Origin of the sequence: Mesorhizobium sp. M1C.F.Ca.ET.210.01.1.1 (genome assembly GCF_004791585.1) — a bacterium.
In the GTDB taxonomy this organism is placed as follows: Bacteria; Pseudomonadota; Alphaproteobacteria; order Rhizobiales; family Rhizobiaceae; genus Mesorhizobium.
The window spans coordinates 56,403-75,082 of record NZ_SRUU01000005.1 but is presented as its reverse complement, the minus strand read 5'-3'; the positions used below and the strand labels follow the sequence as shown (position 1 = coordinate 75,082).

Below are 18,680 nucleotides of genomic sequence, written 5' to 3'. Positions count from 1 at the left end.
CAGGAAGCTATCCGGGCGTCAGCGGCGTTCGCCGCGGCGTAAGCAGAGATATGACAATGTTGTCCGACCCCGGTGAGGCCGGCGGAGACACTTGGCAAGATACGCCTGTCTTGTTGTTGCCGTAATTGCAGCCTGCCCGGCCGGCAACGGGGTTGTCAATGGGGGAAGACTCCCCAACTTCAATTAGGCGACGGCAGGCCGGTGACACCCGGCCGCTCGGGGCGCGTCTGCCGCTTGAATTCAAAACCGATATGGACGAGCAGCGCGGTGACCACGACGGCGCCGCCGACGATGGTGCGCGCCGACGGCACTTCGGCATGGACCAGCCAGACCCAGATCGGCCCAAGGATCGGCTCGAACGTGCCGAGCAGCGCCGCGACGGCCGCCGGAACCAATCGCGCACCCATGGCGAAAAAGGCGAGGCCGACGCCGAGATTGAGGACACCGAAGGCGAACAGGAAGCCCATGTCGCGTCCGGAAACGGCGAATTGCGAAGCCTGCGAGGCAGCGAACATACAGGCAAGCAGCGCGCCGAGGCAGGTGGCCGGAACCATGCGCACATGCGCGAAGCGCCGGGTGATGACGGTCGCCGTCGAGAACATCACCGCGATCAGCAAGGCCAGCCCGTCGCCGATCGGCGAGACGGCGCCGCCAAGGGATTCCGAGACCATGATGGCAACGCCGGTGATGACCGCGGCAATGGCGATCCAGGTGGCCGGGCTCACGCGTTCGCGAAACAGCAACCAGGCGAGCAAGGCCGCCAGGAGCGGCACGCCGGCCTGCATCAATAGGATGTTCGCCACCGTCGTGTAGGCGAGCGCCACCACGAAGCTCGTAGAAGCGGTGGCGAAGCAGAAAGCGACGCCGAGCCCCGGCAGGCCCATGCCGCGGAACAGTCTCAATGTGCCGCGCACGCCATCGCGCCAGAGCATGAAGGCTATGAGGAAGGCCACCGCCCAGAGCGAGCGCCAGAACACCACGGTCCAGCTGTCGCCGAGATGGATGAAGCGGGCGATAGTGCCGCCAAAACTCCACATCAGCGCCGACAGGAAAACCAGCAGCATGCCGATCCGCTCCTCGCGCGGCGAGACGGCAGGCAAGGCAAGGCGGGGCGAAGCGGTATCGGTCATAGACGGGACTGTCAGCAATTTGCGGGCGGCACGATCCACCACGGACGGCGATGCTATATCCCATTCGCGTAGCGCAAAGGCTGGAGCGCGGCGTGATCCAGCACCAGCTGAAATGTAGGACAAAGCCCGATGACGGCCGCTAAGCCGCTACACGCTTGGGCGACGGCTATCCCTGGAAATCGAAGGCGCTAAGGCCCGTCACCATCTCATCAAGGCCGAGCGGGCGGGTCACGGGCGGCTCGGCGCGCGCCAGGCAGCCGGCGCGCTCGCAGAGCCTGCAGGCCGGGCCGACCGGCGTTGCGAATGCAATACCCTGCGCGGCCTTGCCGGCGGACGGTCCGGGCAGCGCCGCGCTGTAGACGATCTCGTCGCGAAAGCCGATGTCGCAGCCGAGCAGAAGCGCTGTGCGCCGCGGCCGCTCGGAGAAGGCGCCTTGCGGCCCTTCGAGCGTGCGGGCGATGCAGAGGAACTCGGCGCCGTCGGGCATTTCCACCGCCTCGACCAGGATCCGGCCCGGCTGCGAAAAGGCGGCATGGACAGGAAGCTTCGGGCAGGCGCCGCCAAAACGGCTTTGCGGATAGCCCAGGCTGCCCGCCTTGCGGAAGCGGTTGCCGGCATTGTCGACCTCCAGCATGAAGAACGGCACGCCGGCCGCGCCAGGCCGCTGCAGCATGGTCAGGCGGTTTGCCGCCTGTTCGAAGGACACGCCGAAACGGGACCGCAGGACATCGATGTCGTAGCGGGCGCGGATCGCGGCCGCATGAAAGGCCTGATAGGGCATCATCAGCGCGTGCGCGGCATAGCGGCCAAGCTCGAAGCGGGCGAGCCGGCGCGCTTCGTCGGTGCCGAGCTTCAATGCCTGGATCTCGCCCGCCACGGCCACAGTCATGCGCATCAGGCTGGCCTCCATGGCGACTTCGCGCAACTGATCGAAGGGGGAGAGCCGCTCCGACAGGAACAGGCGTTGCGAATGGCGGTCGTAGCGCCTGCGCCAGTTCGGCATGGTGGCGACCGGCAGGACCTTGACCACGATGCCGTGCTCGCGCCTCAGCCACGCCTTCAGCGCGCCAAACAGGTCATCGCCCGGATCGAGCACTGAAATGAAGGCTTCGGCTTCCTCTTCCAGCGCGGCGAAGTGATTGGGCCGCCGTTCCAGAACCTCGTGCACCTCATCGACAGGCAGGCGCGTGCCGGACAATGCGGTCGCCCTGCCCTCCCGCGCCAGGAGCTCATTGAGATCCGACAGCCGTTCTGCCTGTTCGCGATAGGCGCGAAACAGTTTCACCATCGCGGCGGAAGCGTTCGGCGCGATCTCGGCGAGATCGATCAGCTCCTGGTCGCCCGGCAGTTCGCCTGAGAGCAGCGGATCGCCGAACACTTCCTTCAGCGCCGCGATCGACCCTTTGCTCTCGCCCTGCAATTCGTGCGGGTCGATCTTGTAGGCGGAGGCCAGCTTGAGGATCAGCTGAACCGTCAGCGGCCGCTGGTTGCGCTCGATGAGGTTGAGATAGGACGGCGAGATTCCCAGCCCCTCGGCCATCGCCGTCTGGGTCAGGCCCTTGGCGTTGCGAAGCCGGCGGATGCGCGGCCCCGCGAAGATTTTCTGGTCGGCCAATCGGCTGTCCTTGACAAGATTTTACATGAAGCTACGCGGTTTGCAGTGAGGCGTCCTTTTACAATCATGACAAATTTACAGCGTCCGCCTGTCAAACACAATACAGGTTTTCCCTTATTTTTCCCGGAAATCTACGGTTTTCCTGGCTCTCTTTGCGTCGCGGTGTAAACAATGTCACAGATCAACGGCGCCGGAATGACTCAGAAGAAGGCGCCATCCGAACAGCAGAACCGATCTGGAGCAACCGATGACTGATTTTTACAACCTCGTCCCGTCCGCGCCGGAAGGCCGTTTCGACGGAATCGAACGGCCCTACTCGCCACAGGATGTGAAACGTCTGCGCGGCTCGGTCCAGATTCGCCATACGCTTGCCGAAATGGGCGCAGGCAGGCTTTGGAAACTCATCCACGAGGAAGATTTCGTCAATGCGCTCGGCGCCATGTCGGGCAACCAGGCCATGCAGCAGGTCAGGGCGGGTCTGAAGGCGATCTATCTGTCGGGCTGGCAGGTCGCGGCCGACGCCAACACCGCGTCCGCCATGTATCCGGATCAGTCGCTCTATCCGGCCAATGCGGCGCCGGAGCTGGTCAAGCGCATCAATCGCACGCTGCAGCGCGCCGACCAGATCGAGACGTCCGAAGGCAAGGGGCTTTCGGTCGAGACCTGGTTCGCGCCGATCGTCGCCGATGCCGAAGCCGGCTTCGGCGGACCGCTCAACGCTTTCGAGATCATGAAGGCCTTCATCGAGGCCGGGGCCGCCGGCGTCCACTACGAGGACCAGCTGGCGTCGGAGAAGAAGTGCGGCCATCTCGGCGGCAAGGTGCTGATCCCGACCGCGGCGCACATCCGCAACCTCAACGCGGCCCGCCTTGCAGCGGACGTTATGGGCACGCCGACACTGGTGGTTGCGCGCACCGACGCGGAGGCGGCAAAGCTGCTCACCTCCGACATCGACGAGCGCGACCGGCCCTTCGTCGATTACGACGCCGGCCGCACGGTCGAGGGCTTCTACCATGTGAGGAACGGCATCGAGCCCTGCATCGCGCGCGCCGTCGCCTACGCGCCGCATGCGGACCTGATCTGGTGCGAAACCTCGAAGCCTGATCTGGCGCAGGCGAAGAAGTTCGCGGAAGGTGTGCGCAAGCATCATCCGAACAAGCTGCTCGCCTACAATTGCTCGCCGTCGTTCAACTGGAAGAAGAACCTGGACGACGCAACGATCGCGAAGTTCCAGAAGGAGCTCGGCGCTATGGGCTACAAGTTCCAGTTCATCACGCTGGCGGGGTTCCACCAGTTGAACTTCGGCATGTTCGAACTGGCGCGTGGCTACAAGGACCGGCAGATGTCGGCCTATTCGGAGCTGCAGGAAGCCGAGTTCGCGGCGGAGGCAAATGGCTACACTGCGACCAAGCATCAGCGCGAGGTCGGAACCGGCTATTTCGATGCCGTCTCGATGGCGATCACCGGCGGCCAGTCCTCGACCACCGCCATGCATGAGTCGACCGAGCACGCGCAGTTCAGGCCGGCGGCCGAGTAACGAGATCAAGAGGAAACGCCCGAAGGGCATTTACGTCAGGGAGAAGACCAATGGCATCGATAAGCCGAGTCAAGGAACGGGCCGAAGAACAATCGAGCGCAATGAGCGTCGACCAGCAGGCGACGATCCGCATGCTTGCCAACGACCTGCACAGGCTCAACCAGTCTGTGATGAAGGCGGTGGAGGCGGGCGTGTCCGTGGAGCTGGTGCGTTCGGCCAGGCACCACGGTGGAGACGGCAACTGGGGTGATCTTTTGATCCCAGTGATCGTCACCCACCAGAGTCACAGTTGACGTAACGTCAACAATCTTCCGCGAGTGTCTCCCGGGCACTATACGTTCGGGAGACTTTCGGCTTTTTCGAATTCGGCTTGTGATGATAGGGAGAACTTGCGCCGAATTTTAGAAATTCTTGCTATATTCTCATTTTCCACCGTTTCAGCTTGACACCGCTGGCGATCTCGCGCCAATTGCGCTCAGGTTTCAACCCTGCATTGAACCAGAGCGTCCGCCCAATATGTCTCCCGCCGATCGTGACGACCCTCGAAAACCATTCAAACCGGCGGACCGCGCCACGGCTGCCCGGTTGCCGGCAGACTTCTCCAAGGTGCTCGTGGTCGGCAAATCGTCGATCAACCGGGTCGTGGTGTCGAAGATCGTGGAGAAATCGGGGCTGAAGCCGATTTCCGAGTCGCCCGAGAAGGCCGGGAAGGCCTTGTCCGGCCTGATCCCCGGCGCAGTCATCCTGGACGGCGGGCCCGACGACAAGGATTGCGACGGGCTGTTGTCCAGCATCGACGCGCTGCGGCGCGCATCCGGCAAGGCGCAGCCTTCCGTGATCCTGCTCTCAACCAGGAATGGCACCCCGGGCAGCCTCGGCCTGTCGAGCGTGGTGGACGCCGTGGTTGCCAAGCCGATCACGCCCGAAAGGCTGCAACCGGTGATCGATCGCCTAGTCGGCCGCAGCTAGACCGGAGCGGTTCGCCTTTCGAGGAAACGCCGAACTGCTCTTACTGTTTGTCTTGCGCGGATCCGGTCCGGAAAACCGTTCAACCCTTTTCCTGAAATTGCTCTGAACCGCCGCTCAGCCGGCCCGTGCGATGGTCTCGACCAGCGCCGGCAGCTCGCCAAGGTCGGCAACCTGCCGGAAGCGCGACGCCGCAACAGGCGCCTCGGCATGTTCGACCGCCCAGGTCAATTCATGCGGCACATGGATGCCCCAGCCGCCGGCCTCGATGACCGGGATGACGTCGGACTTGAGCGAGTTGCCGACCATCATGCTGCTCTGCGGACCTTCGCCATGACGGCTGAAGATGCGGGCATAGGTGGCGGCGGTCTTGTCGCTGACGATCTCGACGGCATCGAAGAGATCACCCATTCCCGACTGCGCAAGCTTGCGCTCCTGATCGAAGAGGTCGCCCTTCGTGATCAGCACCAGATGGTAGGAGCCCGCCAGCTTCTCGACCGTCTCGCGCGCATGCGGCAGCGGCTCGATCGGATGGCTGAGCATCTCGCGGCCTGCAGCCAGGATTTCGCCGATGACTGAACCAGGCACATCACCGTTGGTGACCGCGATGGCTGTCTCGATCATCGATAGGGTAAAGCCCTTGATGCCGAAGCCGTAGAGGCCGAGGTTGCGCCTTTCCGCCTCGAGCAGCCTTGCCGCGATATGCTCATGGTCGCCGTGCTCGGCCAGCAAGGCGGCAAAGCGCTTCTCGGTCATGCGGAAGAACTGCTCGTTCTGCCATAGCGTGTCGTCGGCATCGAAGCCGATCGTGGTCAAACGTGGAGCCGACATGTGCAGACCCATCATATGTAGGCTCATCTAGACCTTGTTGCGCCGCGCCGCCAGCGGCAAGACGGACGGTGCTTCGCTGCGACGAACCCGCGCCTCCCCTTCCCTTCCCCCACGGGCCCCGGCTATACTTCGAAATCCGCAACACAATCTGGTGAATGATGCCGCCTGAAAAAAAGGAAGTCCGTCCGTCGAGCCGGGGGGGACGCGCCCGCACGCCTGCCTTCCTGAAGAACGAACGCGGTGTGAAGAACTGGAAGGAAGCCAGCGCCTGGCTGGAATGGCGCGGCATCGAGGACATCGAATGCATCACGCCGGATCAGGCCGGAGTTGCCCGCGGCAAGATGATGCCGTCGAAGAAATTCACCTCCAACACCTCGCTGGCGCTGCCTTCGGCAGTGTTCATGACGACGATTTCCGGCGGCTATCCGGAAGACGGCAACGGCTTCCACTACCCGGAGGATGATGGCGACCTGAAGCTGCTCCCCGATCTCTCGACGCTGACCGTCGTGCCCTGGGAAGAAGACCCGACGGCGGCAGTGATTTGCGACCTCGTCCACCAGGACGGCCGCTCCGTCGAATTCACGCCGCGCAATGTGCTGAAGCGCGTGCTGGCCGCCTATGACGACCGCGGCCTGAAGCCCGTCGTGGCGCCAGAGATCGAATTCTACCTGGTGCGCAAGAACCCCGACCCGGACTATCCGCTGACACCGCCCGTCGGACGCTCGGGGCGGCCGATCGGCGGCGGCGCCGGCTACTCGATCGCCGGCGTCAACGAGTTCGACGAGCTGATCGACGACATCTACCATTTCTCCGAGCGGCAGGGCCTGGAGATCGACACGCTGATCCACGAAGAAGGCGCCGGCCAGCTCGAGATCAACCTGCGCCACGGCAATCCGATCGAGCTCGCCGACCAGGTCTTCATGTTCAAGCGCACGATCCGCGAGGCGGCGCTCAAGCACGAAATCTATGCCACCTTCATGGCGAAGCCGATCCAGGGCCAGCCGGGTTCGGCCATGCACATCCACCAGTCGGTGCTCAACAAGAAGACCGGCCGGAACATCTTCTCGGCCGAGGACGGCTCTGAAACGGATGCGTTCTTCCATTTCATCGGCGGCATGCAGAAGCATGTGCCGAACGCGCTGGTGATGCTTGCGCCTTACGTCAATTCCTATCGCCGGCTGACGCAGGCCGCGTCGGCGCCGGTCAACAACAAATGGGGCTACGACAACCGCACGACAGCCTTCCGCGTGCCGCGCTCCGATCCTGCGGCGCGGCGCGTCGAAAACCGCATCCCGTCCTCGGACGCCAATCCCTATCTGGCGCTCGCCGCCTCGCTTGCCTGCGGGCTGATCGGCATGAACAACAAGGTCAAGGCGGAGCCGCCTGTGCTGACGACCGCCAACGAGGACGAGATCGACCTGCCGCGCAGCCTGCTCGAGGCCGTCGACCTCTTCGAAGCCGACGAGGAGCTTGGCGCCATTGTCGGCAAATCCTTCGCCGCCACTTATGCCGCTATCAAGCGAGCAGAGTTCGAGACATTCATGGAAGTGATCAGCCCGTGGGAGCGGGAATATCTGCTTCTCAACGTCTGACCTATCATGAACTATCAATCCCCGATTTCGCCTGGCCGTTCCTGGTATGAGGATACGACTGGGCTCCGTCCCGAGTACCCCTCGCTCGATGGCGATCGGACGTGCGATGTCGTCATCATAGGCGGCGGCTTCACCGGCCTGTCGGCCGCGGCGCACTTGACCAAAGCCGGGACGAATGTCGTTCTCATCGATGCCTACCGCTTCGGCGACGGCGCATCCGGGCGCAACGGCGGCCAGCTCGGCACCGGCCAGCGCGCCTGGGCCGAGGAACTGGAGGCCGAATACGGGTTCTCCCGCGCCAAGGCGCTGTTCGATCTGGCGGAAGAAGCCAAGGCGCATCTCTTGGACTTCGCGGCCGCCAACGAAATCGAGATCGACTACATGCCGGGCCAATTGTCGGTGGCGCACAAGCGGCGCTATATCGACGACTACAAGGCCCATGCCGAGATCATGGCGAGCCGCTTCGGCTATCCGCACATCTCCTTCATGGATGCCGGCGAGACCACCGAGCGGCTGGGCTCGACGCGCTATTTCGGCGGCACGCGCGATACCGGCACCGGACATATCCACCCGCTGAAGCTGGTTATCGGCACGGCGAAGGTGGCCGCCGCAGCGGGCGCGCATCTGTTCGAGCGGTCGCCCTCGACCGGGATTGCCTCGAGCGGCGGCAAGGTGCGGGTCACCACCCCGAAAGGCACCATCTCAGCCGAGAAATGCCTGATCGCGGTCAATGCCTATGGCGGCAACCTGGAGCCCGTGAGCGCGGCGCACATCATGCCGATCGGCTCCTTCATCGGCGCGACCGCGCCGCTTGGCGCCGCATCCAAGGTGCTGCCGGGCGGCGAGTCGGTGGACGATTCCCGCTTCGTCGTGCGCTACTTCCGCAAGTCGAAGGATGGGCGGCTGCTTTTCGGCGGCCGCGAGGTGTACGCCGTCAACGATCCGAAAGACATCCATATCCACATCCGCCGGCAGATCGCGGAACTCTATCCGGCGCTGCAGGACGTCGAGATCACGCATGGCTGGGGCGGCTATGTCGGGATCACCGTGCCGAGGAAGCCGTTCGTGCGCGAGGTGATGCCGAAGGTGATTTCGATGGGCGGCTATTCCGGACACGGGGTCATGCTGTCCAACTTCTTCGGCAAGCTCTATGCCGAGACGGTGGCCGGCAACCGCGACCGGCTAAAGATGATCGAGGACCTGAAGATTCCCGCTTTCCCGGGCGGCCGCCGCTTCCGCGCACCTTTGCTCTTCCTGGCGCTCAGCTGGTTCGCATTGCGCGACAGGATCTGACGTCGAGCATTTCGGTGGAAGTGCTTGATTCGATGGAGGGCGCTCCATCTGCGGCGTGTTGCAGAATCCTTAACAAATGCAGGAAATTTCACAAAAAGGCGCACTCATGCCACAATCGGCGGGAAGAGATGCTAGTTCTGGGCGATAAAACGGGGATTTGCGCGGGCCTGCCCGCTGGAATTTCGGGACCGACGCCAGCCGCCAACTGTTTGCGGCAAGATCGAAAGAACGTCGGCCCGGTTGTTGGAGGTGGTCTGAGTGAACGAGCCCTTCAGTTTCGGCGCGCTGGGACGACAGCGCTTTTCAATACAGTTCGGCTATGACATGCGGCCATCATTCTGGCAGGGCCTGCAGTCGAACGCGCATCTTGTGATCGCGGCCGTCGGCACCGTGGCGCTGCTTGGCGTGGCAGCGGTGGCGCTGTGGCTTGCCCTGCCCGCCAACGACCGGCAGGCTGTTGCCGGCGCAGCGCAAGCCGTCCCGGCGGTCTCCGTCAAGACGACGAAGATCACACCGGTCGTCGCGAACGCCGACGTATCCGTGGCGGCCGCGCCGCAAGCGGCGCGCAAGGCCGATGCGGTTTCACCGGCCATTGCGAAACGCGAAGCCTCCATTCCCGCCCTGGCACCCAACGATCCACGCTGGACCGCTCCCGGCGCCGACACCGTGCCCGCTTCGGCCGAGGCTGCGCCTGCCCCGGCTGCCAACCCGCCGGCCCGGCAGGCCGACAAGCCAGCCGTTGCGGCTTACGCCGAACCCGCCGCCGGGAACGATGCCTCCAGCGCGTTGTCCGAGGTCGCGGCACCCGCCCCCACCGACGACACACCTGCGGCAATCGGGCAAAAAGCCGAAGACAAGATGGACGGCGCTCAGACCGCGGCGATCCCGGCAGCAAAGCCGCAGGCTCCCGACGATCAGTCGGCGGCAACCGAGGACCAGGGGAAACCTAACCCTGAAAAAGCAAGCGCGGCCGCCAACGGGCGCATCCTGCGGGCGGTGACGATGCGAGCAGGTCCAAAACAGAAAGCGGCTGCCATTCTCACTGTGCCCGCTAAAACTTCGGTGCAAGTGATAAGCTGCAAAAAATGGTGCGAGATCGTCTATAACGGCAAGCGCGGCTGGGTCTACAAGACCTACGTCAAGAACGGCGGCTGAGCTCGATCGGAAACCGGTCAGCGGATCCCATCACCGGCGAGCAGCCGTCCGACGCTTTTTGCGGGCAAGTTTGCGCTTTGCAACGAAATCCCGATGCTCCTCAAACGGCACTTATTTGCGCCATCGGCCGGATCGAATCGACGCCGAAGGCGCCAGCTTCGAAGACAACATAATCAACATTGCCGGCGCGCTTCATGCGCTTGTAGAGCGTGCGGACCAGCGCTCTCATCGTGTTGAACAGCGCCTGCGTATGGACCGAGCCACGGCTGGCCTGGATATTGCCCAGCAAGCTCGTGGTCGTCGATTTTCCGGAACTGCCGGTGACGCCAATGAAGGTCGCCCTGCTTCGCGCACGCGCGCGCCGCGCCAGATAGCGGCGCAACCGCCAACGATATCTCGTTGATCTTCCGCAGCCGGGCGTTCATCGCCCCCCGCAACTCCGGACCCCGACCCCTTATGCCTTTCCAAGGATTGGCGAGTCAAACCCGGGCCGCGTGTGTCGCCTGGAGGAGTTCAACGTTAGACGCAATCGCGCATTGCTCCAGATATTGTTTTTACGCAATTCCGGGGCGGCCATTCGCGCTTTTCCCGGATTGCTCTAAATGCAGCGTCCGCCGTCGACCTCCAGTGCCACGCCGGTGACGAAGGCGGCTTCGTCCGAAGCCAGCCACAGCGCCGCATTGGCAATGTCGAGCGGCGTCGAGAGCCGGCCGAGCGGGATCGAGGCGCGGAACTTCTCACGGATCTCCGGCGTGTCCGCGCCCATGAACTTCTCCAGCATGCCGGTTTCGCCGGCGACCGGGCAGAGGCAATTGACGCGGATGTTCTTCGGCGCGAGTTCGACCGCCATCGACTTGGTGGCGGTGATCGCCCACCCCTTGGAGGCGTTATACCAGGTCAGGCCCGGCCGCGGGCGAAGCCCCGCCGTCGAGGCCGTGGTCAGGATGACGCCGCCGCCCTGCCGATCCATGATCGGCACAACGGCCAGGGCGGCATGATAGATCGCCTTCATGTTGACGGCGGTGATCAGGTCGAAGGTTTCCTCGTCGACTCCGAGCAGATCGCCGTTGCGATGCGTGTAGCCGGCATTGTTGACCATGATGTCGATACGGCCGAAGGCGCTCTTGGCGGCATAGACCATCTCGTCAAATTCGGAGCGCAGCGAAACGTCGGTCTGGGTCCAGATCGCGCTGTCGCCGATTTCCTGCGCCACGCGCTCGGCGCCCTTGGCGTTGAGGTCGGCAACGACGACGCGCGCGCCCTCTTCCGCGAAGCGCTTCGCCATGCCCTTGCCGAAGCCCGACGCCGCGCCGGTAATGATGGCAACCTTGTTTTCCAGACGCATGGTTTTCCCGCTCACTGAGATCATCCGCAATTCGCATCGGCAGCGCGCGCCGGAAGCGACAGATGGCGCACCCGCGATTTCTCCCTTAGCTTTCGTCACATTCACGTTCTATGTTGCAGTCGCGAACGCTCCCGCAAGACATCGCTTGCCGACAAGCCTTCCGGGAGCACCTGTGTCAAGCGCCAGTATCAAGCGCCAGTATCGGGGGCACGTCTGGACCCATACAATCCTCCGCGATTGGCCCCCGCGATTGGCCCTTGATGCGACACCAAGGCACTGGACGATTTAAATCGATTAGAATATATCAGCCCACGCTACGGCGACCGGCATCAAATCGGACTGACCATGACCAGCCAGATCATCCCCGTCGACCCATTCGACTTCATTATCTTCGGCGGCACCGGCGACCTGTCGGAACGCAAGCTTCTGCCCGCGCTCTATCATCGCCAGCGCGGCCAGCAATTCTCCGAGCCGACGCGCATCATCGGCACGTCACGCGCAAAAATGACCGACGCCGAGTTTCAGTCCTTCGCCAAGAAGGCGATATCCGAGCACGTGAAGCCGGCCGACGTCGACGCCAAGGAGCTTGAGACCTTCCTGGCGCGGCTTTCCTACGTCTCGGCTGACGCGACGACCGGCGCCGGCTTCGACAAGCTCAAGAAGGCGATCGGCGACAGCGACCGCATCCGTGCCTTTTATCTGGCGGTGGCACCGGCCCTATTCGGCGACATTTCGCACCAGCTCAAAGAGCACAAGCTGATCACACCGAACTCGCGCATCGTGCTGGAGAAGCCGATCGGGCGGGATCTCACCTCGGCGCGGGCGCTCAACGATGCGGTGGGCGATGATTTCCACGAAAGCCAGATCTTCCGCATCGATCACTATCTCGGCAAGGAAACGGTGCAGAACCTGATGGCGCTTCGCTTTGCCAATGCGCTCTACGAGCCGTTGTGGAATTCCGCCCATATCGACCATGTGCAGATCACCGTGGCCGAGACGGTCGGCCTGGAGGATCGTGTCACCTATTACGACAAGGCCGGCGCGCTGCGCGACATGGTGCAGAACCACATCCTGCAGTTGCTTTGCCTGGTCGCCATGGAAACGCCATCCTCGATGGATGCGGACGCCGTGCGCGACGAGAAGCTGAAGGTGCTGAGGGCACTGAAACGCATCAACGGCAACGAGGCGCCCAAGCATACCGTGCGCGGCCAGTATCGCGCCGGCGCCTCAGCCGGCGGAGCCGTCAAAGGCTACGTCGAGGAGCTCGGCAAGGACAGCAACACCGAGACTTTCGTCGCCGTCAAGGCCGAGATCGGCAATTGGCGCTGGGCTGGCGTTCCCTTCTATCTCAGGACCGGCAAGCGGCTGGCGACCCGCGTTTCGGAAATCGTCATCGAATTCAAGCCGATCCCCTATTCGATCTTCGGCGACAGCGCTGGCCCGATCTTCGCCAACCAGCTGGTCATCCGCCTGCAGCCGGACGAGGGAGTCAAGCAATACATCATGATCAAGGATCCGGGGCCCGGCGGCATGCGGCTGCGCCAGATCTCGCTCGACATGAGCTTCGCGCAGTCGTTCCAAGGCCGGGCACCGGACGCCTATGAGCGGCTGATCATGGATGTGGTGCGCGGCAACCAGACGCTATTCATGCGCCGCGACGAGGTCGAGGCGGCGTGGAAATGGATCGACCCGATCCAGAACGCCTGGGAAAGCGCTAGGCAGGAAGCGCAGGGCTACACGGCCGGCACCTGGGGGCCCTCGGCCTCTATCGCGCTCATCGAACGTGACGGACGGACATGGCACGAGAGCAATTGAGCGGCGCCGCCTACGCCTGGAACGGCTTTGCCGACCGCCAGGAGCTGGCAGCGGCCCTTGCTGGCCACGTCGCCGCGCGGTTGACAAAAGCGATCGCCGAGCGCGACACGGCGCTGCTCGCCGTATCCGGCGGCACGACACCGGCGAAGTTCTTCGCCGCGCTCTCAGCCATACCGATCGCCTGGGACAAGGTCACGGTGACGCTGGTCGACGAGCGTTTCGTACCGCCCACCTCGCCGCGCTCGAATGCCGGGCTGGTGGCCGCCAACCTGCTACAGAACAAGGCCGCGGCGGCGCGCTTCGTGCCGCTCTACCATGAGGCGGCGAGCATCGAGGCCGCCGCCGCTTCCGACAGCGATGCCCTGCAATCACTGGCCTGGCCGCTGGACGTGGTGGTGCTCGGCATGGGCGCCGACGGCCATACGGCCTCCTTCTTTCCCGATGCCGGCAATCTTGCCGTTTTGCTCGACCCGTCCTCGCAGCGGATCGTGCTGCCCGTGCATGCGCCGAGCGGCGGCGAACCGCGGCTGACGCTGTCGATGGCGCGGATCATTGCCGCCGGCTTCATCGCGCTCCACATCGAAGGCGAGGACAAGCGCATCGCCTTCGACGGCGCGATGGAAGCAGAAGCAGACACGAAAAAGCCCATCCGCAAGGTGCTCGAGGCAGCGCCCATACCGGTAGAGGTGTTCTGGGCACCCTGATTTCACGAAGGAGCAGCCCCGGAGGCTGTGGGAGGAGGTTTTCCGGGGCTCGAAAGGACCAGCCATGACAGCCAGACGCGACATCGAAGCCATCACGGAACGCATCCGCCAACGCTCGAAGGCCGGCCGCGAAGCCTATCTCGACCGCATCGCGGAGGCATCCGGCCGCGCCGCCAACCGCGCGGTGCTCTCCTGCGGCAACCTGGCACACGGCTTTGCCGTTTGCAGCCCGTCGGAGAAGGTCGCGCTCGGCGGCGACCGCGTGCCGAACCTCGGCATCATCACCTCCTACAACGACATGCTTTCGGCGCATCAGCCGTTCGAGACCTTTCCGGCGCTGATCAAGGAAGCGGCGCGCGAGGCCGGCGGCATCGCCCAGGTCGCCGGCGGCGTGCCGGCGATGTGCGACGGGGTTACCCAAGGCCAACCGGGCATGGAACTGTCGCTGTTCTCGCGCGACGTGATCGCCATGGCGGCCGCGATCGGGCTCTCGCACAACATGTTCGACGCCGCCGTCTTCCTCGGCGTCTGCGACAAGATCGTGCCGGGGCTGGTGATCGCAGCACTCACCTTCGGCCACCTGCCGGCTGTCTTCATCCCGGCCGGGCCGATGACGTCGGGCCTGCCGAACGACGAGAAGGCCAAGGTCCGCCAGCTCTATGCCGAGGGCAAGGCAGGTCGCGCCGAGCTGCTCGAGGCGGAGTCCAAATCCTATCACGGGCCGGGCACCTGCACCTTCTATGGCACCGCCAACTCCAACCAGATGCTGATGGAGATCATGGGCCTGCACACGCCCGGCGCTTCCTTCGTCAACCCAGGCACGCCGCTGCGCGACGCGCTGACCAGGGAAGCGGCGAAGCGGGCGCTAGCGATCACCGCGCTCGGCAATGCCTACACGCCGGTGGGCCGCATGATCGACGAGCGCTCGATCGTCAACGGCGTGGTCGGCCTGCACGCCACCGGCGGCTCGACCAACCACACCATCCACCTGATCGCGATGGCCGCAGCGGCCGGCATTTCGCTCACCTGGCAGGACATTTCCGACCTTTCGGAAGCTGTGCCGCTGCTGGCGCGCGTCTATCCCAACGGGCTGGCCGACGTGAATCATTTTCATGCCGCCGGTGGGCTCGGCTTCCTGATCCGTGAACTGCTCGACGAGGGCATCCTGCACGAGGACGTGCAGACGGTGTGGGGCGAAGGCCTGCGGCCCTATGCCGTCGAAGCAAGGCTCGGCGCCGACGGCAGCGTGGTGCGCGAAGCGGCGCCGCAGGAGAGCGGCGACGAGAAGGTGCTGGCGCCATTCAAGAAGGCGTTCCAGCCGACCGGTGGCTTGAAGGTGCTTGCCGGCAATCTCGGCCATGCCGTCATCAAGACCTCGGCCGTCAAGCCCGAGCGGCGGGTCATCGAGGCGCCGGCCAAGGTGTTCGACAGCCAGCAAGGCCTGAACGACGCCTTCAAGGCCGGCACGCTCACCGGCGACTTCGTCGCCGTCATCCGCTTCCAGGGACCGAAGGCCAACGGCATGCCGGAGCTGCACAAGCTGACCACCGTGCTCGGCATCCTGCAGGACCGCGGCCAGCGCGTCGCGCTGGTGACGGACGGGCGCATGTCGGGCGCCTCCGGCAAGGTGCCGGCGGCGATCCATGTGACGCCGGAGGCGGTCGAGGACGGACCGATCGCCAGGATCCATGACGGCGACATCGTCCGCCTCGACGCCGACGCCGGCACGCTGGAGGTGCTGGTGCCGGGGACTGAATTCGCGCTGCGCCGCACGGCGGAAGCCGACCTCATCGGCAACGAGTTCGGCTTCGGCCGCGAGCTGTTCGCCGGCTTCCGGCAACTGGTCGGCCGCGCCGACCATGGCGCCGCCGCCTTCGCAAACGCGTGAGCCAGCCATCCATGAAAAAGGGCGGCTTGGCCGCCCTTTTTTGCATTCCGGCAAAGTGACCCTACTGAACGGTGATCTCGGTTCGCTCGCCGGCCTTGATCGTCACGGGCATTTCCTTGTCCTGGCCCTGGTCGGAGGCGTGGCGCACGACCACATAGTCGCCGGCTGGGATCGTCTGCTGCCAGCTGTCGCCATAGCTTAGCCCAAGCGACTTGCGCTTGCCTTCGATGTCCTTCTTCGACGAGAACACCTCGATTGAGTAGGCGCCGGGCGCCGACATCGCCAGCACGCCGGCATCGAGCGTGACCTTGATGTCCTGATTGTCGCCGGCCTTGATGCTGAAGGGCTGCTCGACGACGGCGATATCGAATGTCGTGAGCGCGACATAGTCATCCGGCGGAAGCCAGAACTTGCTGTCCGGACCATAGGAGTGCTCGACGCTTTCTCGGGAACCGTCGATCTTCTTCTTCGCCTTGACGATCTCGAAGCCGATGCCGGAATTGTCGGCCTTGTCGCCACCCGGCGTGTAGTAGGCGTTGAGCACGGCATGGCCGACGCCGACGACGACGTCTTTCTCGACTGTCTGCCCGGCGGCGAGCTGGATGGTCTCGGTCACCGTGCCGGCGCCGATCTGCACCGTCACCTTCTGCTCGCCTGCCGGCACCGTCGCCTTGGCGTCGCCATAGTGGGTGGTGTTGCCGCCGGGATAGGCGAAGTCGACACGCGCCTCGCCGCTGAGCTCCGAGCCCTGGCTCGCGTGCGGATGGATAACCAGCGTGCCTCCGTTCAGCGTGAACAGCGGCTTGTAGACCTGGCCGGCCTCTATTCTGATCTTCTGCTCGCTCCTTGCCTCGTCGTCGCGGCCGACGACGATGTAGTCGCCCGGCTCGAGGTTGGTCTTGAGCTCGCCATACTCGGTCATGACCTGATCGCCGCGCGAGCCGTCGGCCGCGGCTTTATAGATCTCCCAGGCATTGCCGTCGGTGATCGGATCGCCACCCTCGGCCATGACCACGCTCGGCACGAAATTGAATTCGGGCTTGGCGGGTTCGGGCGCGGGGGCGGGGGCGGGAGCTGGCTCGGGCGCGGGAGCCGGCGCCGCGACGGTCTCGACCAGCGCTTGCTGCAACGCCTTTTCGTCGGAGGCCTGGATGTATTTGCCGCCGGTGTTTTCGGCGAGGCAGGCGATCTGCTTGCCTTCGTCGGCGGTCAAGCCGAAGCCGACCACGTCGGCAGTGAAGTCGACGCCGGTTTCCTTGAGCTCCTTGCCAAGCGCGCAAGGATCGCCGCCGCAGGTCTCGAGGCCGTCGGTAATAAGGACGACGGTGGCCTTGTCCTCGGTGTATTTGAGCGCTTCCGCCGCCTGCTTGACGGCAGCCGTCAACGGCGTCTTGCCGAGGAATTTCATGCTGTCGGCGGCGGCCGAAATCGCGCTCGCCGAACCCGCCTGCGGCGGCACGATCAGCTCGATGTCGTCGCAGCTGCCCTTGGTGCGATGGCCGTAGGCCATGAAGCCGATCTCGTCGTCGGCCGGAACCGACTGCAGCACCGTGCGCAGCGATTCGCGCGCGATCTCGAGCTTGGGCTTGCCGTCGATCTGGGCCCACATGGAGCCCGATGCATCGAGAATGATGATGACCTTGTTGGCGGCAAAGCCAAGGGTGGTCATCGACAAAAGGAGGATCGCCGCAGCGACGCTCCGTGCCAGTCCCGCCATGAAAATCTCCTGAGTGAGCCCCCTGTCCGCGTCGGGAAAGCTATTTGAGGCCGGCTTTGGAGACAAGCCCGACAGCCCGCAAAGACACTCAGTAGGTGGTGCGGCGCTCTTCCGACGGCGGACGGCCGAACTGCAGCCGGTAGCTTTGCGCGAAATAGGAGTGCGAGGTGAAGCCGGTGGCGATCGCCACGTCCAGGATCGGCATGTTGGTCTGGCGCAGCAATTCGCGCGCGCGCTCGAGCCTGAGCCGCATGTAATAGCGGCCCGGCGTCACGCTGAGGTGGCGCAGGAACAGGCGTTCGACCTGGCGCACCGACAGGCCCGCCGACTTGGCCAGCTGCACCGCCGACAACGGCTCGTCGAGATGGTCGGCCATCAGCTCGACGATGCGCCTGAGCTTCTCCGACTTGCCGGTGAGATCGCGCTCGGGACCGACGCGCTGGCGGTCGCCGGCCGAGCGGATGCGCTCGTGCTGGAACTGGTTGGCGACGCCATTGGCGAGGTTGGACCCGAAATCGCCGCGCACGATCTCCAGCATCAGGTCGATCGAGGTGGTGCCGCCGGCGCAGGTGTAGCGCTTGCGGTCGATCTCGAAGACGTTGCCGGTGCAGTTGATGTCGGGGAACCGCTCCATGAAGCCGGCGCGGTTTTCCCAGTGGATGGTGCAGCGGTAACCGTCGAGCTGCCCGGCCTCGGCGAGCAGGTAGGAGCCGACCGACAGCGCGCCGAGCGCGTTGCCGCGCCGGCCCCAGCTGCGCAGCGCGGCCAGCACCTTGCTCTTGCCGGGGAATTCGGTGGTGAGCCCGACCGACACGAACAGGATGTCGACCGGCGGCATATCGGCGACGGAATAGTCTATCTTCAGCGGCAAGCCATTGGAGGCCATGACCGCGTCGCCATCCGCCGATATCGTCGTCCAGCCGTAGAAATCGCGGCCGAGCAGACGGTTGGCCGAGCGGAAACAGTCGATCGCCGCGGCCAGCGAGAACATCGAGAACTTGTCGACCAGCAGGAAGCCGAACTGCCGACCGCCCTGAACGGGATCGCCCATGACCGGCCGTTCAACAGGAGCAGTAAGGTTCGGCAAGGATG

The 18,680-nt window shown here is 64.4% G+C and carries 16 protein-coding genes; 9 read left to right on the top strand and 7 right to left on the bottom strand.

Annotated features, from left to right (window positions below):
* Positions 1–179 precede the first annotated feature (179 nt).
* Both EN853_RS07505 and EN853_RS07500 read right to left on the bottom strand, forming a co-directional pair.
* Positions 180–1,130 carry a DMT family transporter gene (locus tag EN853_RS07505; RefSeq protein ID WP_127858906.1) on the bottom strand — a complete coding sequence of 317 codons (951 nt, stop codon included), beginning with the start codon at positions 1,128–1,130 and terminating at the stop codon, positions 180–182.
* A 166-nt stretch (positions 1,131–1,296) separates the two neighbouring features.
* Positions 1,297–2,745: a helix-turn-helix domain-containing protein gene (locus EN853_RS07500; protein ID WP_127858905.1), complete on the bottom strand. Its 1,449-nt coding sequence runs from the start codon at positions 2,743–2,745 to the stop codon at positions 1,297–1,299.
* A gap of 247 nt (positions 2,746–2,992) precedes the next feature.
* Between EN853_RS07500 and aceA the strand changes: the two genes are divergently transcribed.
* The 3 genes from aceA (at position 2,993) to EN853_RS07485 (ending at position 5,251) form a co-directional block, all read left to right on the top strand.
* Positions 2,993–4,282, top strand: coding sequence for an isocitrate lyase (aceA, locus tag EN853_RS07495; protein WP_127858904.1), 1,290 nt, complete (start codon positions 2,993–2,995; stop codon positions 4,280–4,282).
* Positions 4,283–4,332: 50 nt separating this feature from the next.
* Positions 4,333–4,575, top strand: a complete 243-nt coding sequence (locus tag EN853_RS07490) for a hypothetical protein (RefSeq protein WP_127858903.1) — start codon at positions 4,333–4,335, stop codon at positions 4,573–4,575.
* Positions 4,576–4,888: 313 nt separating this feature from the next.
* Positions 4,889–5,251: a response regulator gene (locus tag EN853_RS07485; protein ID WP_348631565.1), complete on the top strand. Its 363-nt coding sequence runs from the start codon at positions 4,889–4,891 to the stop codon at positions 5,249–5,251.
* 114 nt (positions 5,252–5,365) lie between these two features.
* Here the strand turns inward: EN853_RS07485 and EN853_RS07480 are convergent, their stop codons facing one another.
* Positions 5,366–6,106 (bottom strand): HAD family hydrolase, encoded by a 741-nt coding sequence (locus EN853_RS07480; protein ID WP_245516848.1) that lies wholly within the window; start codon positions 6,104–6,106, stop codon positions 5,366–5,368.
* A 131-nt stretch (positions 6,107–6,237) separates the two neighbouring features.
* Here EN853_RS07480 and EN853_RS07475 point away from each other — a divergent pair, with 131 nt between their 5' ends.
* The 3 genes from EN853_RS07475 (at position 6,238) to EN853_RS07465 (ending at position 10,119) form a co-directional block, all read left to right on the top strand.
* Entirely contained in the window at positions 6,238–7,671 is a 1,434-nt protein-coding gene (locus EN853_RS07475; protein WP_127859066.1) for a glutamine synthetase family protein, read from the top strand.
* A 6-nt stretch (positions 7,672–7,677) separates the two neighbouring features.
* Positions 7,678–8,964: an FAD-binding oxidoreductase gene (locus EN853_RS07470; protein WP_127858901.1), complete on the top strand. Its 1,287-nt coding sequence runs from the start codon at positions 7,678–7,680 to the stop codon at positions 8,962–8,964.
* Positions 8,965–9,222: 258 nt separating this feature from the next.
* Positions 9,223–10,119 carry an SH3 domain-containing protein gene (locus EN853_RS07465; protein ID WP_127858900.1) on the top strand — a complete coding sequence of 299 codons (897 nt, stop codon included), beginning with the start codon at positions 9,223–9,225 and terminating at the stop codon, positions 10,117–10,119.
* Between the two features lie 100 nt (positions 10,120–10,219).
* Here the strand turns inward: EN853_RS07465 and EN853_RS07460 are convergent, their stop codons facing one another.
* The gene (locus tag EN853_RS07460; RefSeq protein WP_135922529.1) at positions 10,220–10,501 is read right to left on the bottom strand and encodes a Mur ligase family protein; all 282 of its coding nucleotides are present in this window, start codon (positions 10,499–10,501) and stop codon (positions 10,220–10,222) included.
* Between the two features lie 216 nt (positions 10,502–10,717).
* A complete protein-coding gene (locus tag EN853_RS07455) occupies positions 10,718–11,464 on the bottom strand; it encodes an SDR family oxidoreductase (RefSeq protein WP_127859065.1) in 747 nt (248 codons plus the stop codon).
* A 345-nt stretch (positions 11,465–11,809) separates the two neighbouring features.
* On the opposite strand from EN853_RS07455, the gene zwf reads away from it, so the two are divergent.
* The 3 genes from zwf to edd all read left to right on the top strand — a co-directional run bounded on the left by zwf (position 11,810) and on the right by edd (position 15,871).
* The gene (gene zwf / locus EN853_RS07450) at positions 11,810–13,279 is read left to right on the top strand and encodes a glucose-6-phosphate dehydrogenase (protein ID WP_127858899.1); all 1,470 of its coding nucleotides are present in this window, start codon (positions 11,810–11,812) and stop codon (positions 13,277–13,279) included.
* Positions 13,261–13,983: a 6-phosphogluconolactonase gene (gene pgl, locus EN853_RS07445; protein WP_127858898.1), complete on the top strand. Its 723-nt coding sequence runs from the start codon at positions 13,261–13,263 to the stop codon at positions 13,981–13,983. The genes zwf and pgl overlap by 19 nt, the downstream gene beginning before the upstream one ends.
* A 64-nt stretch (positions 13,984–14,047) precedes the next feature.
* Positions 14,048–15,871, top strand: coding sequence for a phosphogluconate dehydratase (gene edd, locus EN853_RS07440; RefSeq protein WP_127858897.1), 1,824 nt, complete (start codon positions 14,048–14,050; stop codon positions 15,869–15,871).
* A gap of 61 nt (positions 15,872–15,932) precedes the next feature.
* On the opposite strand, the gene EN853_RS07435 is transcribed toward edd, so the two are convergent.
* A complete protein-coding gene (locus EN853_RS07435) occupies positions 15,933–17,588 on the bottom strand; it encodes a VWA domain-containing protein (protein ID WP_127858896.1) in 1,656 nt (551 codons plus the stop codon).
* An 88-nt stretch (positions 17,589–17,676) separates the two neighbouring features.
* The gene (locus EN853_RS07430; RefSeq protein WP_126085807.1) at positions 17,677–18,639 is read right to left on the bottom strand and encodes a GlxA family transcriptional regulator; all 963 of its coding nucleotides are present in this window, start codon (positions 18,637–18,639) and stop codon (positions 17,677–17,679) included.
* Positions 18,640–18,680: the final 41 nt, after the last annotated feature.